Source organism: Psychrobacter sp. KFRI-CH2-11 (genome assembly GCF_038239325.1).
Taxonomy (GTDB): Bacteria; Pseudomonadota; Gammaproteobacteria; order Pseudomonadales; family Moraxellaceae; genus Psychrobacter; species Psychrobacter celer.
Window position 1 is genome coordinate 1797627 of sequence record NZ_CP151283.1, and the last position, 20045, is coordinate 1817671.

General features: G+C 46.2%; 18 protein-coding genes and 1 pseudogene. 11 read left to right on the plus strand and 8 right to left on the minus strand.

Annotation, left to right across the window (positions count from 1 at the left end; translation table 11 throughout):
- The first annotated feature begins 124 nt into the window (after positions 1 to 124).
- Positions 125 to 703 (plus strand): biliverdin-producing heme oxygenase, encoded by a 579-nt coding sequence (locus tag AADH33_RS07400; RefSeq protein WP_290165007.1) that lies wholly within the window; start codon positions 125 to 127, stop codon positions 701 to 703.
- Positions 704 to 978: 275 nt separating this feature from the next.
- Here the strand turns inward: AADH33_RS07400 and AADH33_RS07405 are convergent.
- Positions 979 to 2193: pseudogene (locus AADH33_RS07405) on the minus strand (IS256 family transposase).
- 337 nt (positions 2194 to 2530) lie between these two features.
- On the opposite strand from AADH33_RS07405, the gene AADH33_RS07410 reads away from it, so the two are divergent.
- On the plus strand, positions 2531 to 3148 hold the full coding sequence (locus AADH33_RS07410) for a trimeric intracellular cation channel family protein (RefSeq protein ID WP_348548458.1): 618 nt from the start codon (positions 2531 to 2533) through the stop codon (positions 3146 to 3148).
- Between the two features lie 263 nt (positions 3149 to 3411).
- Here AADH33_RS07410 and AADH33_RS07415 read toward each other — a convergent pair whose 3' ends face one another.
- Together AADH33_RS07415 and pdxA are read right to left on the minus strand one after the other, a co-directional pair.
- Positions 3412 to 4044 (minus strand): recombinase family protein, encoded by a 633-nt coding sequence (locus AADH33_RS07415; RefSeq protein ID WP_348548459.1) that lies wholly within the window; start codon positions 4042 to 4044, stop codon positions 3412 to 3414.
- 126 nt (positions 4045 to 4170) lie between these two features.
- On the minus strand, positions 4171 to 5265 hold the full coding sequence (pdxA, locus tag AADH33_RS07420; protein WP_348548460.1) for a 4-hydroxythreonine-4-phosphate dehydrogenase PdxA: 1095 nt from the start codon (positions 5263 to 5265) through the stop codon (positions 4171 to 4173).
- Between the two features lie 359 nt (positions 5266 to 5624).
- Here pdxA and dnaB point away from each other — a divergent pair, with 359 nt between their 5' ends.
- The 4 genes from dnaB (at position 5625) to argF (ending at position 10712) form a co-directional block, all read left to right on the plus strand.
- Entirely contained in the window at positions 5625 to 7028 is a 1404-nt protein-coding gene (dnaB, locus tag AADH33_RS07425; RefSeq protein ID WP_201587114.1) for a replicative DNA helicase, read from the plus strand.
- 191 nt (positions 7029 to 7219) lie between these two features.
- On the plus strand, positions 7220 to 8296 hold the full coding sequence (locus AADH33_RS07430) for an RNA-guided endonuclease InsQ/TnpB family protein (protein WP_348548461.1): 1077 nt from the start codon (positions 7220 to 7222) through the stop codon (positions 8294 to 8296).
- Positions 8297 to 8397: 101 nt separating this feature from the next.
- Entirely contained in the window at positions 8398 to 9507 is a 1110-nt protein-coding gene (gene alr, locus AADH33_RS07435; protein ID WP_348548462.1) for an alanine racemase, read from the plus strand.
- Between the two features lie 281 nt (positions 9508 to 9788).
- The gene (gene argF / locus AADH33_RS07440; RefSeq protein ID WP_025646602.1) at positions 9789 to 10712 is read left to right on the plus strand and encodes an ornithine carbamoyltransferase; all 924 of its coding nucleotides are present in this window, start codon (positions 9789 to 9791) and stop codon (positions 10710 to 10712) included.
- A gap of 137 nt (positions 10713 to 10849) precedes the next feature.
- Here the strand turns inward: argF and rpiA are convergent, their stop codons facing one another.
- The 5 genes from rpiA to AADH33_RS07465 all read right to left on the minus strand — a co-directional run bounded on the left by rpiA (position 10850) and on the right by AADH33_RS07465 (position 14575).
- Entirely contained in the window at positions 10850 to 11509 is a 660-nt protein-coding gene (gene rpiA / locus AADH33_RS07445) for a ribose-5-phosphate isomerase RpiA (protein WP_348549969.1), read from the minus strand.
- 153 nt (positions 11510 to 11662) lie between these two features.
- Positions 11663 to 12973 (minus strand): arsenic transporter, encoded by a 1311-nt coding sequence (locus tag AADH33_RS07450; RefSeq protein ID WP_348548463.1) that lies wholly within the window; start codon positions 12971 to 12973, stop codon positions 11663 to 11665.
- Positions 12974 to 13016: 43 nt separating this feature from the next.
- Positions 13017 to 13775: an arsenical resistance protein ArsH gene (gene arsH / locus AADH33_RS07455; protein ID WP_348548464.1), complete on the minus strand. Its 759-nt coding sequence runs from the start codon at positions 13773 to 13775 to the stop codon at positions 13017 to 13019.
- The gene (gene arsC / locus AADH33_RS07460; protein WP_348548465.1) at positions 13759 to 14169 is read right to left on the minus strand and encodes an arsenate reductase (glutaredoxin); all 411 of its coding nucleotides are present in this window, start codon (positions 14167 to 14169) and stop codon (positions 13759 to 13761) included. Before arsC ends, arsH begins: the two co-directional genes overlap by 17 nt.
- A gap of 43 nt (positions 14170 to 14212) precedes the next feature.
- Complete coding sequence (locus tag AADH33_RS07465; RefSeq protein WP_348548466.1) at positions 14213 to 14575, minus strand: ArsR/SmtB family transcription factor; 363 nt, start codon at positions 14573 to 14575, stop codon at positions 14213 to 14215.
- A 256-nt stretch (positions 14576 to 14831) separates the two neighbouring features.
- Between AADH33_RS07465 and ilvA the strand changes: the two genes are divergently transcribed.
- The 5 genes from ilvA (at position 14832) to AADH33_RS07490 (ending at position 19860) form a co-directional block, all read left to right on the plus strand.
- Positions 14832 to 16385, plus strand: a complete 1554-nt coding sequence (gene ilvA, locus AADH33_RS07470; RefSeq protein ID WP_288995925.1) for a threonine ammonia-lyase, biosynthetic — start codon at positions 14832 to 14834, stop codon at positions 16383 to 16385.
- A 270-nt stretch (positions 16386 to 16655) separates the two neighbouring features.
- Positions 16656 to 17099: an RNA-binding S4 domain-containing protein gene (locus AADH33_RS07475; protein ID WP_348548467.1), complete on the plus strand. Its 444-nt coding sequence runs from the start codon at positions 16656 to 16658 to the stop codon at positions 17097 to 17099.
- A 207-nt stretch (positions 17100 to 17306) separates the two neighbouring features.
- Positions 17307 to 17804 carry a low molecular weight protein-tyrosine-phosphatase gene (locus AADH33_RS07480; RefSeq protein ID WP_348548468.1) on the plus strand — a complete coding sequence of 166 codons (498 nt, stop codon included), beginning with the start codon at positions 17307 to 17309 and terminating at the stop codon, positions 17802 to 17804.
- A gap of 108 nt (positions 17805 to 17912) precedes the next feature.
- Positions 17913 to 19058 (plus strand): UDP-N-acetylmuramate dehydrogenase, encoded by a 1146-nt coding sequence (gene murB, locus AADH33_RS07485; protein ID WP_348548469.1) that lies wholly within the window; start codon positions 17913 to 17915, stop codon positions 19056 to 19058.
- Positions 19048 to 19860, plus strand: a complete 813-nt coding sequence (locus AADH33_RS07490; RefSeq protein WP_348548470.1) for a YdcF family protein — start codon at positions 19048 to 19050, stop codon at positions 19858 to 19860. The genes murB and AADH33_RS07490 overlap by 11 nt, the downstream gene beginning before the upstream one ends.
- The last annotated feature ends 185 nt before the right edge of the window (positions 19861 to 20045 follow it).

Consider the following 20045-nt stretch of genomic DNA (forward strand, 5'->3'; position numbering starts at 1 on the left):
AATACATAAAAAACTATCAATAAAAACCCAAAAATATTTTGGCGTGCGCTCAATCTAAAAAAAGCTAACTAAATAGGATGAAATGGGAGAGCGCCCCTTAAATTAATAAATATAGGAAACAGTGATGAACTTACCTCTTAGTGAAGCATTAAAAAAGCACTCCCGCCAAACACATGATAGTGTTGACATGCTCGTTTTATCTATGGAACCATTTGCCTCTATAGAAAATTACAGTAAATTTTTACAAGCACAAAATGCTTTTCACGAAGTTTTGCAACCTATCTATGAGAATCCCAGCTTAAACCTTAAGATTAAGGGACTTAATAGTCTATCACGCTTAGAACAAGTAGCCATGGACATGCAAGACCTTCACGTTAAGACTATGTTAGTCGATGAGGCTATACCTAGTCCAAGTGAGTTTGAATCTATTGGTTGGCTTTATTGCTCTGAAGGTTCAAATTTAGGCGCCGCAATTTTATATAAAGAAGCTCAAAAAATTGAACTTACAAGTACTCATGGTGCAAAACACCTATCTGCACATAAAGATGGCAGAATGGTGCATTGGCGTAAATTTAAAGAGCAATTAGATGGCTTAGAATTGACACTAACACAACGCCAACAAGCATTAAAAGGAGCTGAAGATGCCTTTGCATTTTTTAAAAGGGTCATTCGACAAGTAAATTATGCTGAAGAAACGGTGTAACGGTCATTTAGATTGAATGGTTGCTGACATACATGGTCATCAATGTAATTCGAACGCGCCTTAAAGCAGACGTTCGGTTTTTTAATGCCATATTGAGTAATCACTGAGCTATGCTGAGGAAACCGTATAAATAAACTTAGTAAACTAACGACTCGATGAGGAGTTTGCCATGACTAAGAAAAAGCAAAGCTATAGTACGGAAGTTAAAGTATAGGTCAATCCTGGGGCGGTCTAGCTCTCTTTTGAGCCCATCCCGAATTCTGTGTAACTGCCATTTAGATTAAATGCCTGCTGATACGATCATCAAACATAATCATAAAGCGATTAAGAGCAGACGTCCAGTTACGAATAGGCATCGACCACTTTTTGGATGCCTGCTGGGTGGCTAAGTACACCACTTTAAACGCTGCCTGATCAGACGGGAACACCTTACGCTTATTCACCGCTGTCCGAATCACACTGTTTAGCGACTCAATAGCATTGGTGGTATATATGACTTTTCTAATGTCTTTAGGGTAGCCAAAGAACACCGTTAAGCCCTCCCAGTTATTACGCCAAGACTTAACCACATGCGAATACTTATCACCCCGCACCTCATCAAAGTGCTCAAGATTGGCCTCTGCTATCTCAAGGGTATCAGCGCCGTAGATGGCCTTTAAATCAGCCGCTATTGCCTTCTTATCTGTCCACGGCACGAACTTCATCGAATAGCGTACCATATGCACAATACACAGCTGAACCTGAGCGTTGGGGTAAACGGTATTGATGGCATCGGGGAAGCCCTTTAAACCATCAACACAGGCAATGAGGATATCTTGCACCCCGCGGTTTTGCAATTCAGTGAGAACGCCTAGCCAGAACTTAGCACCCTCATTCTCTGATAGCCACATGCCAAGCAGCTCTTTTCTACCATCAAGTCCCACACCTAGCGCCAGATATATAGCCTTGTTGATGATCTGCTTCTCTTGGCGTACCTTAACGACAATGCAGTCCAAATAGACAATAGGATAAACACTGCTCAGCGGCCTGTTCTGCTAAGCGGTGATGTCCTCTAATATATTATCGGTGACTCTTGAGACAAGAGAGCTTGAGATATCGACGTCGTAAAGCTCTTTGATACTCTCTACAATCTCAGTGGTGGTTTGACCTTTGGCATAAAGGAATATGATCTTGTCATCAAGGCCACTAATACGGGTTTGATGCTTACTGACGAGTACAGGATCAAAGCTGCTATCACGGTCTCTTGGAGTGGAGATCTCAAGGTCGCCTGTGTCGCTACGGACGGTCTTTTTAGTATGACCGTTGCGCTTATTAGGCTTGTCTGCTTTTTCATGCTTGGGGTATCCAAGATGGTCTTCCATCTCAGCTTCTAAGGCAGTGTCGATAAAAGATTGCATGAGCTGCTTTTGAAAGTCTTTGATGTCATCAAAGCTGTTCATGCTACCAGCCATTTGCTCGGCCAGTTTTTTAAGGTCAGATTGAGTAGTCATTGCTTATTCTCCTGTTAATGGATTATAAGCAGTTACACAGAGTTTGGGAAACTCCCCTATTGTTATCGGCTTGGGGTCATGTGCTGCTATATTGCTTTGGTTTTTCTGGACATTATGTTGTGATATCTATCGCTTTATTATTCGTACATTCCTGCCCGACTCTGATACTGAAACCAAATAATGACAATAACGTTGCATTTTTTTGTTTTCCTGTTACTAGAATAGATTGATACTCGATGTTTTCAAAACGATTCAAATTATCATTCGTAATACACCAGCTTTATCTCTACAATCCCCCTTTATTTACACTATCAGATAGATTTAAGGTGAGTATTCCATGCTTTTGAGTATAGTTTACATTATTGGTATTACAGCAGAGGCAATGACGGGGGCACTAAGCGCGGGACGACAGAATATGGATTGGTTTGGGGTTATGCTTATCGCGAGTGTAACAGCGATAGGTGGTAGTAGTGTAAGAGATATCCTACTTGGTAACTACCCTTTAACTTGGGTAGAACATCCTAAATATTTATTAATTGTCTGTGTGGCCGGCCTTATAACGACTTGGTTGGCTAAATGGGTTGTTAAATTTAATGGCATTTTCATACGTTTGGATGCTTTAGGGCTGGCGGCCTTTAGTATCATTGGTTGTCAAGTAGGGCTTAACATGGGACTCCATTACGGTGTTTGTATAGTTGCGGCCATTGCAACAGGCGTCTTTGGCGGATTGCTGCGTGATTTAATATGTCGCCAAACCCCATTGGTTTTACATCATGAGTTATACGCTTCAGTTTCTTTAGTCATTGCTTGTTTATATTTGATACTTCAGCATTTTGCTATTAGTGGTAATGTCAGCGTCATTATTAGTTTAGTTACTGGTTACTTAATCCGTATGGTAGCAATTAGAGCAAAGTGGCGATTACCCGTATTTCGTTTGTTAGAGAATGCGAAATAAAATAGTGATCCTACCGTTGTAATGATGTCTACGAGCGAGCTGTGTTATTTCAGAGAGCCTTCAAGGCTCTCTATTTTTCTACCATCATACTGACTCTTTTTTTGAGTGGTTAACGCCAAAAAGATGCTGATCTAGCTAATTTTTAGCATATTTACAAGCTTCATTAAGGCTTAGTAAGTATGGTATACCCCAGTGGCACCATCTAAAAAGGCTCATTAATCCATTAATAGACTACTCATAGTAGACTGCTGTAGTGGAACCACTTAATGAGCAATGATAAGTTCCGGTCTTTGCTTGACCACATCAGCGATCAGATGCCGTGAGCACTTGGTCATAGCTTGTATCTCAGAATAGCTATGACCTGATTTGAGTAGACTGGCAATAATCTTACGCTTTTCCGTATCTTTCCTACGTCCTGAATACTTACCTTCTGCCTTAGCACGAGCAATCCCTTGCATCTGACGGTTACGGCGATCCTCATAGTCTTTTCGAGCAATGGCTGCGAGCATATCCAGCATCATCGAGTTAATGGCCTGCAATACACTGCTCATAAATTCTGTACTGCTTTCAGATTGAAGCGCCATATATGAGGTCGGCAGCTCTTTTGACACGATAGAGAGCTTTTTTTCTGATAGCATTCTTTTGAGCGTATCCCAATCAGCTTGATTCAAACGTGCCAAGCGATCAATCTGCTCAACTAAGATAACATCGCCCTTATGAGCATCTTCAATCAGCTGCATAAGCTTTGGTCGCACTAAAATAGCTCCTGATTCGTTTTCGACATAGAAGGCAGCAATTTTGTGGCCATGATCGTTGGCAAATGCTATGAGTTCGCTTTTGGCACGCTTAGCGTCTTGCTCTTTGGTTGACGCTCGTAAATACGCTCTGATAAACATAAGCACCTAAAATAGTCTGTTATAAGTGGTTCCATTATACCAGGTCATGCTTGATAACTTATAAATAGACATAGCTGACATTAGACTTATCCCATAATGCCTAACAAATCTAGATAAGACAGCAACTTATACAATAGTTCCACTAACAATGGATCTGTCTGCCATCTCATTTGCCATTACAATGGCTTGGTATAAACTCGTCGCACTTGCGCCGCCTTGCCCTGCTAGGTCAAGCGCGGTGCCATGATCGACAGAGGTGCGAATATAAGGCAGTCCTAAGGTGAGATTTACCGTATCGCCAAAGCCATGCGACTTAAGTACTGGCAAACCTTGATCATGATACATAGCGATAACCGCATCACACTCTTTTAGATGTCTAGTGGTAAACAGCGTATCAGCTGGCATCGCCTCAGAGATATCGACACCTGCATTGATAAACTCCTGCAATACGGGATTGATAATCTCCATCTCCTCCACTCCCAAATGTCCGCCCTCACCTGCATGTGGGTTTAGACCGCAGACCAATATACGTGGCTGCATCAGACCAAATTTTTCTTGCATATCATCGATGACGATTTGTACCGTTTGCCGTACATTATTAGCGGTGATGGCAGCAGGGATATCCTTTAAGGCCAAATGCGTGGTGACAAGCGCTACTTTCATGGCTTGATTGGCGAGCATCATCACCACTTTATCGCAGCCACTTTGCTGCATAAAAAACTCAGTATGACCGCTGAACATAGTGCCATCAGGCAGTTTGATATCGGCATCTATTAGCGCAGACTTTTGCAGTGGTCCGGTGATAATGGCCGCGATGGCTTTGTAGGTGGCCAATTGATGAGCAATCTCTAACTGCTGGGCGACCATGGCCGAATTGCACGTATTAATTTGTCCACAAACGACGGATTGAGCACAAGGCGTATTTAACAAAATAAACGCATGGTCATCATGAGTATTCATATGCGTTTTCTGTGGCATCTGCTCTAAAAAATTATCAGCTGCTATGTCTAAATCGACAGTTTGCCAGCGCGGACAGCTTCGTAGTACGCCCGCTGCGAGCAACATATCAGCACGCTTTTGCAGCGCGGTATGATCGGCAGTGACCCATATAGGACGCGCAAAGTCTTGTAGCTTACCTGTATCGGCCAGTAGCAAGACAATATCCATACCGATACCAGCAGGTTCACCGGTGGTGATTAATAGCGGTAATTTTTTTTGCATAGTTAAAACCATCCTATATTTACATTAACTCTTTGATTTAATTATATTTTTTATTAGAAAAATCAGATTTCCTCGTTAAGTCTAATCTTAAACATTCTCGCTCATCAAAGACGGTGTTTTTACAGATAATTATTTATAACGTCCGAAAAAAGGGCAGAATGTGTTAAACTTTCGCCTTTCATTGTAGCATTTACTAGCAAGCATTGAGACCACGTTTGGTACCTCTAGCATAACCGTGCGTCGCCTTTGTTTTGTTGCGTCGTTTTGCTGCATCATTACTAAAATAAAAACCTTACCACATACCCATCTATACCTTTTTTATAGCATATTTATACCGACTCTTGACACATTAGGCACTCATGGCAGACAACGACAAATCCGACGACTTACTCAATCAAACACCGCCGCATAATATCGATATCGAAAAGGCGCTACTGGCCTCTTTGATGAGTATTGAAGAGGCGTACGACAAGATTGCCGATATCGTCACCAAAGACGACTTTTATGCGGGTCGGCATCAATACATTTTTGATGCGATTGCCCATTTAGCTGCCGTTGGCGAGCCTTATGACACTGTGATGGTCCATGACTGGCTAGAAGCACAAAAACTCCTAAAAAGTGCAGGCGGCGACAGCTATTTGGCAGATATTTTGAGTCAAAGCCCAGCGACCTTGTTTAACCTCACCGCCTATGCGCAGCGCGTGCGTGAGCTCTCCACCTTACGCCAGCTGATTACCACTGGTAACGATATGCTGGCACTGGCATATAATCCAAAAGACCAAACGGTCAGTGATATTTTAGACAATGTCGAGAGTAAGATATTTAGCATTAATGAGCAGCATAATAAACGCGCCGAGCAGCGTGGGCCTGTCGGTATTACCTCGGTGCTGACCAATGTCATCGACCAAATTCAAGAGCTAAAATCCAACCCCGATGGCATGATTGGCTTACAAACACCCTTTGCAGAGTTGAACAATAAAACGCAAGGCTTGCAATCTGGCGACTTAATCATCGTCGCCGCCCGTCCATCTATGGGTAAAACCACCTTTGCCATGAACTTAGCAGAAGGTGTATTGTTTAATGAAGACCTGCCAGTGGTGGTGTTTTCTATGGAGATGCCCGCTGAGTCTATCGTCATGCGTCTGCTATCCTCTTGGGGGGCGATCAACCAAACGCACCTGCGCTCAGGCCAGATGAACGAAGACGAATGGGCGAAAATGATGAATGCCATTCAGCATCTACAATCCAAGCATCTGTACATCGATGACAGCACGGCGCTACCGCCATCCGAGATGCGCTCACGCTGCCGGCGCATAGCCAAAAACCATGATGGCAAGCTAGGCGCTATCGTGGTCGATTATCTACAGCTGATGAAAGTTCCTAGCCTCGATGGTAACCGTGTGGGTGAAATCTCTGAGATCTCTCGTAGTCTAAAGGCGCTCGCACGTGAGCTTCAGTGTCCGGTCATCGCCTTATCACAGCTTAACCGTAGTCTAGAAAACCGCCCAAACAAACGCCCTATTATGTCGGATTTGCGCGAATCAGGGGCAATTGAGCAGGATGCCGATTTGATTATGTTCATCTATCGCGATGAGGTTTATAATGAAAACTCAGACCTCAAAGGCGTGGCCGAAATCATCATTGGTAAACAGCGTAACGGGCCCATTGGTACCGTACGTTTGGGCTTTGAAGGCCAGTTTACCCGCTTTATCAACCTAACGCCTGAGTACTATCAAGGTGTCAGTTTTGAAAACGATGAATAACCCCAAACGCTCACGATTGAGCATTGAATAAAACCCAAACAAATCATCACGAACCCTAGCCAGTGCGGTATCAGCGCCATTGATATCGCATTGGCTTTATTGCTTCATCCCCTTTTTATCAGGCGTCAGTCGTTGTCGCCCAGTATGGCGAACCCCTTGATAGCCAACTGCATTGAGATCATAATTACTCCATGAAAACGCTCAAACTACGCATCAAAGACAAACACGCCACTCAGCTCAATATCTTGGCTGGGTCGGTTAATTTTGTCTGGAATTACGTCAATGAGCTTAGTTTTAAACATCTTAAGCGTACAGGTCAATTCTTTTCAGCCTATGACTTGGCCGCTTATACCAAAGGCAGTGGCGAGTATTTAAACTTGCACAGCCAAACCCTACAAGCCATCTCTGAAACCCATGCTAAAAGCCGTAAACAGTTTAAAAAAGCCAAACTAAACTGGCGTACCAACAACCCAAAGGCCAAGAGAAGAAGTTTGGGCTGGATTCCTTTTAAAAAGACAGCCATAAAACACCTTTCAACCCGTCAGTCTGGTAAGAAAAGCCTCAAATCCACCATTCAGCTAAGCCTCGCTAAAGGCAAAAAACTTACTATAGATCTATGGGACAGCTATAACCTAGCCCTGTACAGCATCAACACCTGTGAGTTGGTACAAGATGCACTAGGCAGATGGTATGCCTGTATCACCGTCAAAGAGTTTCCAAAGATTAAGTGTGGTACTGGTCAAGTTGGTATTGATTTAGGCTGTAAGGATTCAGCGGTCAGTAGTAATGGCGATGTTCTAACCACTAAGCTAACCCATCAATATGCTGAAAAACTGGCCATTGCCCAAAGAGCTAAAAACAAAAAGCGGGTTAAGGCGATTCACGCCAAGATTAAAAACACCCGTCAAGACTTAATCCATAAATTCACATCAAAGCTTGTTAAAGCTAACAGCCTAATCGTTGTTGGTAAAATCAAATCAACATCATTCACTTCATCCAAACTGGCCAAATCCGTCTATGATGCTGGTTGGTTTGAAATAAAACGGCAACTGGATTATAAATGCGCGAACGCAGGTTGCCAGTATATTGAAGTCAATGAGGCGTACAGCACTCAAACCTGCTCGTGTTGCGGCTCCCGCCAAGACAGTCCGAAAGGTAGATCAGGGCTTGGTATAAGAGAGTGGTTTTGTCGTTCTTGTAAAACGACCCATCAACGTGATGTTAATGGAGCAAAAAACATTCTCGCGGTCGGGCTTGGCCGTCTTTAGTAGGAATCCCCTCACTTTAGGGAGGGGAGGAAGTCAATCGATGTATTTGCTCATAAAACAAGTTGATTTATCAAATCACGTTGCCAATAAAGAAGCCCATTATGCGTACCATTACTATCAAACCAAAAGCCCTCACTCATAACTTATACCAAGTAAAAAAACTGGCCCCAAATGCTAAAGTACTCGCCATGGTCAAGTCCAATGCCTATGGTCATGGCGTGGCGGCGGTACTGCCCGCCCTGCAGCAAGCCGACGGCATCGGTGTGGCTACTTTGGCAGAGGCTCTAGAGGCGCGGCAATTGGGCTGGCATAAAACCATTGGGCTCATTGAAGGCGCCTTTACCGCTGATGAATGGCAGACCGCCATTGCCCAAGATATCAGCTGCGTGATTCACCATGAGCCGCAGCTGATGTGGGCGCTAGACAACATCCCGCCTGCCAGCAGTGCCACGCGCGTGGTTTGGCTAAAATATAATACCGGTATGAATCGCTTAGGGTTTGATGCCAAAGGCGTTATCGATGCGGCGGCGCGGCTACATGCAGGCGGCTATCAGCTGATTTTGACCACTCATTTTGCCAATGCCGATGACAGCAGCCACCCGCTAAATGCGCTACAAATTCAGCGCTTTAACGACATGCTGCAAACCTTAAAAGAAACCGTCAGCGATGAAGTAAAAGGCTCGTTGTGTAACTCAGCAGGTATCGTCAATTTTGCAGAGCATCATCATGACTGGGTACGCCCTGGTATTATTTTATATGGTAGCTCACCGGTCGTCGACCAAAGTGCAGCTACGTTAGACTTGCAGCCTGCAATGGAGCTTTGCGCCCAAATCATCGCCTTGCAGACAGTCAGCGCCAATGATGCCATCGGCTATGGCAGCTTATGGTCAGCACCGCACGATACCAAAACCGCCCTCGTCAGTATCGGCTACGGTGACGGCTACCCTCGCGTTATCAGCAGTGACGCCTATGTGACCGTCATCAATGCCGCAGATCAGCAGCGCTATCGCTGTGCCATACTTGGACGCGTGGCCATGGACATGATCGTTATCGATGCCAGCGCGATGCCAGCAGACACTGCCTTAAACAGCAAAGTCATCTTATGGGGTGAGGCGCCGCACGTCGATGAAGTCGCAAGTCACGCTGGAACTATCAGCTATGAGCTATTATGTCGCCTGAGCACGCGCCCAGCCCGTATAGCCGCTCACTAAATACCTAAACTTGAATCACTGACAGGTTTGGCATCCTGACTGGTAAAGGGTTTTATGTCATTAGCCAGTCTACGCGCACAGATGGCATCGGGCATCTATAGCAAGTAATACCGCAGCCGTATAAAAGGGTGCTGACTTGAGAAAATTGGCCGTTTACATTGGGCCTAATTGCGTTATACTAAAAGTTTGTTATCTCCGCGGTCAGTGTGCTGAGGCACAACTACCAACACCGGCTGATAGCCCACCATTATAATTGACCGTGATCGACTGCTAGGACTGCTATGAGCTTGCGCCATTTTTTGACTTTATCTGATTTAAGCAAACAAGAACTAGAAACCTTAATCAAACGAGCCAGCGAGCTGCGTAAAATGCAACACGCAGGTGAGATTTATCAGCCTTTTGTGGGCCGGACGCTTGGCATGATATTTGAGAAGTCCTCTACCCGTACGCGTATCTCGTTTGAGACCGGTATGGGACAATTTGGCGGCAGTGCGATTTTTTTATCACCAAATGATACGCAGCTTGGTCGCGGCGAGCCTTTAGAGGACTCAGCCCGCGTCATCTCGAGCATGGTCGATATCATCATGATTCGCACCTTTGGTCACGAAAAAGTCGAAACCTTTGCTAAATACTCTAGTGTACCGATTATCAACGCTTTGACGGACGACTTTCACCCCTGTCAGCTCCTCGCTGATATGCAAACCTTCTATGAGCATCGCGGCAGTATTGAGAACAAAACCGTCACTTGGGTCGGTGATGGCAACAATATGTGCGCCTCCTTTATGCAAGCGGCGAGTCAGTTCGGCTTTGAGCTACGCGTGGCCGCGCCTTACGGCTTTGAGCCTGATCCTAAGCTGATGGAGCGTTTCTCGCATTGCGTCAGCCTAGTCGAAGATGTGCAAGATGCGGCAAAAGACTCGCACCTTATCGTCACCGACGTCTGGGCCAGTATGGGTCAAGAGTCTGAGCAAAATACACGCGCGCGCCGCTTTGCACCCTATCAAGTGACGCCATCGCTACTAGATAAAGCTGATCCAGATGTTGTCTTTATGCACTGCTTGCCTGCGCACCGCGGCGAAGAAATCTCTCACGACATGCTCGATGATCCGCGCTCCGTGGTCTGGGACGAAGCCGAAAACCGCTTACATGCGCAAAAGGCCTTGATGGAGTTTTTGCTCAAAGATAAGATTAAACTATCGGTTTAACTGATGGATAATCAATTTGTTTAAAAGCAAATCTTTTTTAAAACAGATAGCAAAAAGGCAGATTACTTATAGTAGTCTGCCTTTTCTTAGTTTTAAGTTTCAAGCTTCAAAAGTTTAACGATAAATAATGACGCTTATTAACGCGTTATCGTTTCAACCCCATTACCACTGGCTTTTAGTAAAACATCGGCTTGATTGGCGGCAAAGATACCATTACAGACCACACCCACGATATTATTTAGCTCTTTTTCAAGCGCTATAGGATTGCTGACATCTAGGTCATAAGTATCGAGAATGACATTGCCATAATCAGTGACAAAGTCCTCACGGTAGACTGGCTCACCGCCCATTTGTGCTAGCTGACGCGCCACATAGGAGCGCGCTTGCGGCAAGACTTCGATTGGGACTGGGAATGCGCGACCTAGAATATCGACACTCTTACTCTCATCAACCATACAGACGAATTTATTGGACGCTGCAGCGACGATTTTTTCACGCGTCAGCGCGCCGCCGCCGCCTTTGATGAGTTGCAGATGGGCATTAACTTCATCAGCACCATCGATATAGACATCAAGCTGGCCGGCAAAGTTTAGATCGACAATCTCGATACCCAAAGCACGCAATTTGTCTTCTGTCACCTGTGAGCTGGCAACGGCGCCAGCAAGCTTGACCTGCGGCAATAGCTCAATCAGGCAGTTTACCGTACTACCTGTCCCTACGCCGAGTATCATGTCATCTTCGATATAACTTAGAGCAGCTTGGGCTGCGGCTTGCTTTTGTGCTTGCTGATCACTCATCATAAATCCTTGGCAGAACAAACGTATCGTCTTAAACGTTAAAAAGTTAAAAGGCGCGCATATTATAACTGATGCTTGTTAGATATGTCAGCGTAAAACCAATTCTAATAATGAGGTCTTCCACCCGGAATTGATAACCCATATAAATGCCTTTTAAACCCCAGAGACATGAGGTAACCAAAACACCAAAGCTAGTAGCGTTGCTAATAATACTGGCGGCGTAATAAGCAGGCCGATTTTCATATACTGCCCCCAGCTGATTTTATAGTCCTTTTCTGCCAATACATGCAGCCATAACAAGGTCGCAAGACTGCCAATGGGCGTAAACTTCGGCCCCAGATCATTGCCAATCACATTGGCATAAATCATCAGTTCACGAGTCGCTGCGGGTACTTGCGCGCTATCGATAGCTAGTGCACCTACCAAGGTAGATGGCATATTATTCATAATAGAGGCTACAATCGCTGAAAGAAATCCCGTGCCTACTGTCGCGATGATATTGCCTTGCTGCCCTAGCCAATTGAGTATCTGAGCACCATAAGCCGTCAGTCCTGCGTTACCCAAGCCATACACCACCAAATACATACCGACCGAAAACAAGACGATTTGCCAAGGCGCTTTACGTACGACGTCAGACACCGAAACAACCGCATCTCGCCCGCCCTGCCACCAGCGGCCTGCAATAGCCATTAATACCAATGCCGCTGCTCCCGTGACGAGGGAAATGGGCACACCTAATGGCTCGGTGGCAAAATACGCAACCAATAACAAAGCAAGTAGCGGAAAGGCGGCTTTAAACACCAGCGGATCTTCGATAGCGGATGCAGGTGCGCTAAGATTGGCAATGGAATATTGTGTTGGAATTTGGCGCGCATAGACTACCCACAGCACTGCTAATGTCGCGATGACAGAGACAATATTGACTGGCACCATGACCGCCGCATAACGCCCAAAGCCGATATCAAAATAATTGGCACTGACGATATTGACCAGATTAGAAGTCACTAACGGCAAACTTGCGGTATCAGCGATAAAGCCCGTGGCGATGATAAAGGCCAATGCCGATGGCGGCGAAAACTTAAGCCGTAGCAAGACGGCGATGACAATCGGTGTCAAAAGTAATGCTGCGCCATCATTGGCAAAAAACGCGGAGATAAACGCGCCTAGTATCACAATCATAGGAAACAACAAACGCCCTTGCCCGTTGCCCAGTCTGGCCACATGAAGCGCCGCCCAACCAAAAAACCCTGCCCTATCTAAGATAAGCGAGATGATGATAAGCGCTACAAAGGTAAAGGTCGCATCCCAAACGATATCCCACACCACAGCGACATCGGACAATTGCACCACACCAAAAGCCAAGGCGACCAAGGCTCCGCCCAGCGCGCTCCAACCAATGCCCAAACCTTTAGGCTGCCATATCACCAAAACCAAGGTCACGATAAAGATAATGAATGCGAGCATGGTACAACCTTATTTACAGCGTGTTGATTATAACTAGGAGATATTACAGCGACTTTTGATTGACACGTTGTGACACTTCCTCAGCACTTTCCACCCGTTCAGAGTATCTATCAGTCAGATAGGCCGAGCGTCCACGAGTGAGCCACGTAAACTTCACCAACTCCTCACAGACATCCACGAGGCGTAGATATAAAGGTGACATATCCATGCGATTGTCATCATTAAACTCTAAAAAGGCTTTAGGGATAGACGATTGATTCGGGATCGTAATCATGCGCATCCAGCGCCCCAGAATACGCAGCTGATTGACGGTATTAAAGCTTTGACTGCCACCGCTTACTTGCATTATTGCCAAGGTTTTGCCTTGAGTGGGGCGTACGCCGCCCAGTGCAAGCGGTATCCAATCGATTTGTGCTTTCATAATGCTGGTGATGCTGCCGTGACGCTCTGGACTCACCCACAGCATGCCCTCTGACCACTGCGCCAGCTCGCGCAGCTCTTGCACCTTTGGGTGATTGCTGTCAGCGTCATCAGGCAGCGGCAACCCCGACGGATTAAACATCCGCACCTCGCAGCCATACCAACGCAACAGCCGACTTGCCTCCTCAGCCGCTAATCTAGAAAATGAGCGCTCACGTAATGACCCGTATAGGACGAGTATCTTAGGTGGATGACGTGGGTCATTTGGTGCAATCAATGACTCAATATCTATCGGTTGTAATTGACTGGCATCAATATTAGGCAGGTCATCTAACTTTAACGACCCCTCTGTGTGAGGCTGATTATTATTGGCTATTGTCATGATAAATCGTCTCGCCGTCTTCTTTAGTAAAGCTGCTCACTGGATTTTCTAACAATTCAAACACCCGCTCTGAAGGTCGGCATAACGCTGCGCCCTTATCCGTGACCACGATAGGACGGTTGATTAAGATAGGGTGCGCGATCATCGCATCGATAATATGGTCATCAAACAACTCAGGATTGTCTAAGCCCAGCTCATCATTGATAGCTTCTTTGCTACGTAATAATTCTCTAGGCAAGATATTCATCTTTGCCAATAGGTCAACCAACTCGTCACGAGTCGGCGGGTTTTTTAGATACTCCACCACTTCTGGCTGCTCACCTGATGCCTTTATGATGGCAAGCGTATTGCGAGAAGTACCGCAGTTGGGGTTGTAAAAAATCAAGGGTTTCATAGCGATTTCACCTATTTTTTGAATCTAGTTATTAGGGTGTGCTTTACAGACTGTCTTTTTTATCAGATTTGGCAGCCTCACAGCCGCTTAAGCTATCTATGAGCGAAGCACACAGCTCTGGATGCCCTGCGCAGCAGTCCTGCAACAAAAACTGCACGACCGCCTCCATATGCGACAACGACGCGCGATAGATAATTTGCCGACTTTGTCTTTTTGACACCACCCACCCTGCTCGTGCCAGCACTGATAGATGCGCAGACATGGTGTTATGCGGCACACGTAGCTGACGGGCTATTTCACCTGCAGGTAGGCCGTCAGGCTCTTGACTGACCAGTAGTTTAAAGGCTTTTAGACGCGTGTCTTGAGACAGTGCGGCAAAGCTTGCGATAGCGTTAGTTATTTCCATATGTCCAATAATACAGACATATCAGAATAATGCAATAAGTTTCGTTTATACCCAGTCAGATTACCGCCCTGTTCTATCAGATACCCAAACAAGCTGACTACCTTTTAACCGCCAAACACTCACTCCTGCCCAGCTCAGTATGAAATCACCACAAAACTGCAATTGTGTCTTGCAAGATAGGTAAAATCAGCATAGGCTAATCTATTTCGTTTTTATTGTTATCTATACTTTTTATCGACAATTTTTAGGGGTCATTATGCTATCACACTGGGTACGAGCCATCTTGCAAGCCACCGTCTATGACGTTGCTATTCAAACGCCACTAGAAGCAGCTCCCAAGCTGACCCAACGTTTTGCTAATGATATTCGCTTTAAGCGCGAAGACCTGCAGCCTGTCAAATCCTTTAAATTGCGCGGCGCTTATAATCGCATTAGCCAGCTGTCCGATGAGCAAAAAGCGCGCGGCGTGATTTGTGCATCAGCAGGCAACCATGCGCAAGGGGTTGCTTACTCTGCGAAAACACTTAATCTTAATAACATCATTGTCATGCCCACCACTACGCCAGACATTAAAGTCAATGCGGTGAGAGCACTTGGGGGCAATGTCGACTTACATGGTGACAGCTTCGACGAGGCCAACCGCTACGCGATCAATCGCGCCGAGGCTGAGGGTCTGACCTTTATCCCGCCTTATGATGATGAGCTGGTGATTGCTGGTCAAGGCACCATAGGGCTTGAGCTGACTCAGCAGTGGCGCAACATGGATTATGTGTTTGTGGCGGTTGGCGGCGGCGGCTTAGTCTCAGGGGTTGCCGCATTTTTAGGCGAAGTTGCGCCGCATGTCAAAGTCATCGCTGTAGAAGCGGAACAATCGGCATCACTCAAAGCTGCTTTAGAAGCCAATGAGCGCGTTAAGCTTGAGCAAGTTGGTCTGTTTGTCGATGGCGTAGCGGTGGCGCAAATTGGCGAGCTACCTTTTGAGGTGGTGCGCACGCAAAAAAGCGATGGCTCCGGGCCTATTGTCGAGCCAGAAGTGGTGACTTGTACTAACGATGAAGTCTGCGCAGCAGTCAAAGATGTCTTTGAAGAAAACCGCAGTATCGTTGAGCCAGCCGGTGCTCTGTCGGTCGCTGGTATGAAAAAATATATCAAAGCGCACGACTTGCAAGGTAAAAACTGCGTCGGCATCATCTGCGGCGCCAACATGAACTTTGACCGCCTGCGTTATATCGCTGAGCGCACCGAAATCGGTGAGAAAAAAGAAGCCATCTTTGGTGTGACCATTCCTGAGCAAACGGGCGCTTTTTTAAACTTCTGCCGCAGCTTGCACGGACGTAATATTACTGAGTTCAACTACCGCGCCGATAGCCAAAAATCACCAGACTCGATGGAGCCTGCCTCAATCTTCGTCGGTATCGCCCTAAAAGAAGGCGAAAAAGAGCGACACACCATCAGCAAACAGCTGGCAGATGATGGCTATACCGCTCACGATTTGACCGACGACGACATCGCCAAATCACACATCCGCCATCTTATCGGTGGTCATGCTCATGTCGAAAACGAGCAGCTACTAAAAGTGGTCTTTCCAGAGCGTCCTGGCGCGTTGCTGACTTTCTTAGAAAAACTTGGCGATGATTTTAATATCACCTTATTTCATTATCGCAATCATGGCGCCGCTGAGGGTCGCGTGTTGGTTGGCCTACAAGCCTCGATGAGCAACTCACGTCAACTGCAAGACGCCCTGCTAGATATCGGCTACGAGTGCACTATGATTAATGATAATATCGCCTATCAGTTGTTTTTAAAGTAAGCAGGATGTGTCAATCACCATTGTTTACATAGCTTAGTTTACATAGCTTAGACGACCAATACTTTATGGCACAGTATAACTCTCAACGGCTTGTCTTTATTAAGACGAGCCGTTTTTTATCCTGTACTGTGCTATGATCTGCTGATGGTATCCTTTATTAGATTGACCAATTAGGGCGGTATCGATTGCATCCTCAGACTAAGTTGCTCTTTTAATTTATAAAAAAAGCACCATTTATGATCATAGTTTATTGATATCTATGAGGTTTTGATGAGCAAACACAATAAAAACCATAATCAACCGAGTCATAGCCAGTCAGATATGGCACGCATGCGTATCGATAAATGGCTGTGGGCGGCACGGTTTTATCGTACACGCACGCTCGCCAAAGAAGCGATTGAGAGCGGACGTGTGCATTATGCTGGCAGCCGTGTAAAGACCAGTAAAGAGATTGCTGTCGGTGACGAGTTGCAGATTCGTCAAGGCTCCGCCACTGCCATGACCGAAAAAACCGTCATCGTCGAGGCGCTAAGTGCTCAGCGCGGCAACGCCTCGACGGCACAGATGCTATATTCAGAGACCGAGGAGAGCGAAAAACGCCGAGCATACTATGCCGAGCAGCGTAAGCTTGCCAACCTTGCCCGTCCTGATAATAAACCCAACAAAAAAGAGCGTCGTGATTTGCAGCGCTTTAAAAACAAACAACACTCATGATCGAAACCCGAAACATCAAGGACTACCTACTTTAGGTATTCTTGGTAAACGTGCTGTGAATGTCACAGATGCCACCGTGTTCTTCGCCCTTGCCATTTCATGTATTAACCGTTAGGCTAGGGACTATTTAATCACTAACATGCTAATAAGCCGCATCCCCTATGCTGGTCTTAATGGCATGTTTTTTTTGTTATAAAAGGTCATAGTATGCTGATAAAAGCCTGTACCCCATCTTCTGTGTTATTGGTTTGCTTGGGAAATATCTGTCGATCGCCCACGGCCGAAGAGATTTTTCGGCAGCAAGCAGCGATTGCTGGCCTGTCCCTAAAGGTAGACTCAGCAGGCACGGGCGACTGGCATATCGGTCATGCGCCAGATGAACGCTCGCAGCGCCATGCCAAATCTCACGGCTATAACATTAGTAAATTAGTGGCTCGGCAAGTGACTGCCGATGATTTTCGGAGTTTTGACTTAATTTTGGCTATGGACACTCAAAATCTAGCGGATTTGCAAGCGATAAAGGACGGGATAGATGAGCCTGAAGAGACCTTATCAAAACTGGCTTTGTTTAGTGAAGAAGATCCCACTTATGGCGGTGATGATGTGCCTGATCCTTATCATGGCGATGCTGAGGACTTTGAGGAAGTCATAAAACGCATTGAATCGAGTGCACAAGCTTGGATTGAAAGCTGGAAAACATGCTAGCGATAAGGTCCATATTTTTGCTACTTTTATGAGTGGTATCCTTTATAATACCCCCGTACTAAATAAACCCAGTATTATTTGTTCTTTATCTGCCATATAGGCTACGTTATGACCTTAGTTTCACGTCTCGAGCGAGATGCTCAATTAGCGACTCAGACTCACTCGCCAGCAGATGCCCTCCTGCGTCATGCCGTCGATTTGTCTCATCATAACACCATGGCCTTAGCCTGTAGGGCTGATACAGTCATCACCTTGCATGACGAAGCGCAGATTGACGCGTTGATGGTAGATAAGACAGCAGCCATTAAAGAGCGCCCTCTCTTAATCCTCTCAGGTGGCAGTAACGTGTTACTGCCTACCAAGCTAGATGCCACTGTATTGCAGCCCTTGATGCGCGGTATCAACGTGGGCGCGCAGACAGACAGTTATATCGATATCGAGGTCATGGCAGGCGAGAACTGGCATGACCTGGTGACTTATACCGTCCATCAGGGCTGGTACGGTCTTGAAAACCTAGCCTTGATTCCTGGTCTAACAGGGGCGGCTCCTGTACAAAACATTGGTGCTTATGGCGTACAGCTCGAAGACCATTTGTTATATGTCCGCGCCTATCATCTGCCTACTCAAACATGGCAGCATCTGTCAGCGGCACAGTGTCAATTTAGCTATCGCGATAGTATCTTTAAGCGCACGCCCAATACTTGGCTCATCAGCCGGGTGGCCTTTCGCTTGCATCTTCATGAAACCCAAGTAAAGGCCAGCTATGGCGATGTACAGACAGTAGCGCAGCGTTATGCCGATGCGCAAGGGTATCAGCACCTCACCCCAGCGCATGTGATGCAAGCGATCATCGATATTCGCCAGCAAAAACTGCCCGACCCAAAACAGCTACCCAACTGTGGCAGTTTTTTCCAAAACCCTATTATTCCTCAAGCGCAGTTTGCAGCGCTGCAAACCACCTATCCTGACATTGTCGGCTACCCCATGCCAGATGCGATGATAAAAGTTGCGGCTGGCTGGTTAATCGATCAAGCAGGACTCAAAGGCGGCGGCATTGCACCCATCATGACGCATCAGCAGCAGGCCCTTGTATTGACCAACCACCAGCCTTATCAGGCGACGCAAAATGATGTGGCCACCGCGCAGCACCATATTGCCCAAGTGGTATACGAAAAATTTGCCATACGTTTATCACGTGAGCCAGTATGGATAAACGCTGATGGCTCGATTGGGTACGATGAGCATGCGGCCTAAACCATCATGGTCGATACGCTTATGGCGGCATTATCTGCGCATGGCTGAGCGTTTGCTAAAGCTGCTTCGTATTATTAATATCACTTTTTTATTGGGCACCACGTCCATCATTTTGATACTGATTAGCTTATTTACCCCTTTATTTTCTCAAGCCGTCATCTATATCCTCTCCTTATTACCGCTACCAAACATGCCATCAGCTGCCATGAGCTCACCGCCGACCGCTTATGTGGTATTGGGAGGCGGCTTGACCAATGATCATAACAATCAAATCATTCTCAACAGCTACAGCCTCAATCGCGCCCGCACGGCTGCAACGGCCTATCATGACTTACCTTTACCTATTGTGTTAAGCGGAGCAGAAGCGCCTTGGCTTGGTCAATGGCTCATCGAGCATGGTATTGACGGCCTGATCAGTGAAAATGCCAGCATGAACACCTGCGAAAACGCGCGCTTTACCGCCAAGCGTATCCCGCTGCATCACGTGTATCTGATTACCGATAGCTATCATATGGCGCGTGCGCGCAGGCAGTTTGCCCTAAATGGTATCAACAGTACCCCACTGATAGCCCCTTTGCCAGTAAGACGCGACTGGCACAAACCTGCGCAGAATTTAACGCACTCACGGCGTGCAGTGTATGAAGTAGCCGCCTACTTGCGCGATGTGATAAGGCCTCAGATGGATTGTCGCCACGCCAATGATGTAAGCGAGCAGCAACTACTGACGCCTAGAGGCAATGTGGCCAAGACAACGCCCAAAGCAGAACAAACCATAGAAAACCAAACTATAGAAGAAGAATAGCATTCATATGGTCGCGGCCATGCCATTTACAGTATAAAAACGATACCACTTTTCATTGGATGACTTGATAGCGATGTATCCAAGCTCTAAGCAACCAATCTCCGAGTATTTGATTTATTTGGATTCGACCATACTTGCTTATTAGTTGGCAGCTGTCCAGCCATTAGTAGGGTCAATGAGTGTAT

What these genes read in the sequence shown, in the direction of transcription:
- rpiA (WP_348549969.1), bottom strand. Translation starts at nt 11,509, where the DNA reads ATGAGTGATCAGCAAGCACAAAAGCAAGCCGCAGCCCAAGCTGCTCTA.
- AADH33_RS07465 (WP_348548466.1), bottom strand. Translation starts at nt 14,575, where the DNA reads ATGGAAATAACTAACGCTATCGCAAGCTTTGCCGCACTGTCTCAAGAC.
- murB (WP_348548469.1), top strand. Translation starts at nt 17,913, where the DNA reads ATGACCTTAGTTTCACGTCTCGAGCGAGATGCTCAATTAGCGACTCAG.
- AADH33_RS07490 (WP_348548470.1), top strand. Translation starts at nt 19,048, where the DNA reads ATGCGGCCTAAACCATCATGGTCGATACGCTTATGGCGGCATTATCTG.
- dnaB (WP_201587114.1), top strand. Translation starts at nt 5,625, where the DNA reads ATGGCAGACAACGACAAATCCGACGACTTACTCAATCAAACACCGCCG.
- ilvA (WP_288995925.1), top strand. Translation starts at nt 14,832, where the DNA reads ATGCTATCACACTGGGTACGAGCCATCTTGCAAGCCACCGTCTATGAC.
- AADH33_RS07450 (WP_348548463.1), bottom strand. Translation starts at nt 12,973, where the DNA reads ATGCTCGCATTCATTATCTTTATCGTGACCTTGGTTTTGGTGATATGG.
- argF (WP_025646602.1), top strand. Translation starts at nt 9,789, where the DNA reads ATGAGCTTGCGCCATTTTTTGACTTTATCTGATTTAAGCAAACAAGAA.
- arsC (WP_348548465.1), bottom strand. Translation starts at nt 14,169, where the DNA reads ATGAAACCCTTGATTTTTTACAACCCCAACTGCGGTACTTCTCGCAAT.
- AADH33_RS07400 (WP_290165007.1), top strand. Translation starts at nt 125, where the DNA reads ATGAACTTACCTCTTAGTGAAGCATTAAAAAAGCACTCCCGCCAAACA.
- AADH33_RS07415 (WP_348548459.1), bottom strand. Translation starts at nt 4,044, where the DNA reads ATGTTTATCAGAGCGTATTTACGAGCGTCAACCAAAGAGCAAGACGCT.
- alr (WP_348548462.1), top strand. Translation starts at nt 8,398, where the DNA reads ATGCGTACCATTACTATCAAACCAAAAGCCCTCACTCATAACTTATAC.
- pdxA (WP_348548460.1), bottom strand. Translation starts at nt 5,265, where the DNA reads ATGCAAAAAAAATTACCGCTATTAATCACCACCGGTGAACCTGCTGGT.
- arsH (WP_348548464.1), bottom strand. Translation starts at nt 13,775, where the DNA reads ATGACAATAGCCAATAATAATCAGCCTCACACAGAGGGGTCGTTAAAG.
- AADH33_RS07475 (WP_348548467.1), top strand. Translation starts at nt 16,656, where the DNA reads ATGAGCAAACACAATAAAAACCATAATCAACCGAGTCATAGCCAGTCA.
- AADH33_RS07480 (WP_348548468.1), top strand. Translation starts at nt 17,307, where the DNA reads ATGCTGATAAAAGCCTGTACCCCATCTTCTGTGTTATTGGTTTGCTTG.
- AADH33_RS07430 (WP_348548461.1), top strand. Translation starts at nt 7,220, where the DNA reads ATGAAAACGCTCAAACTACGCATCAAAGACAAACACGCCACTCAGCTC.
- AADH33_RS07410 (WP_348548458.1), top strand. Translation starts at nt 2,531, where the DNA reads ATGCTTTTGAGTATAGTTTACATTATTGGTATTACAGCAGAGGCAATG.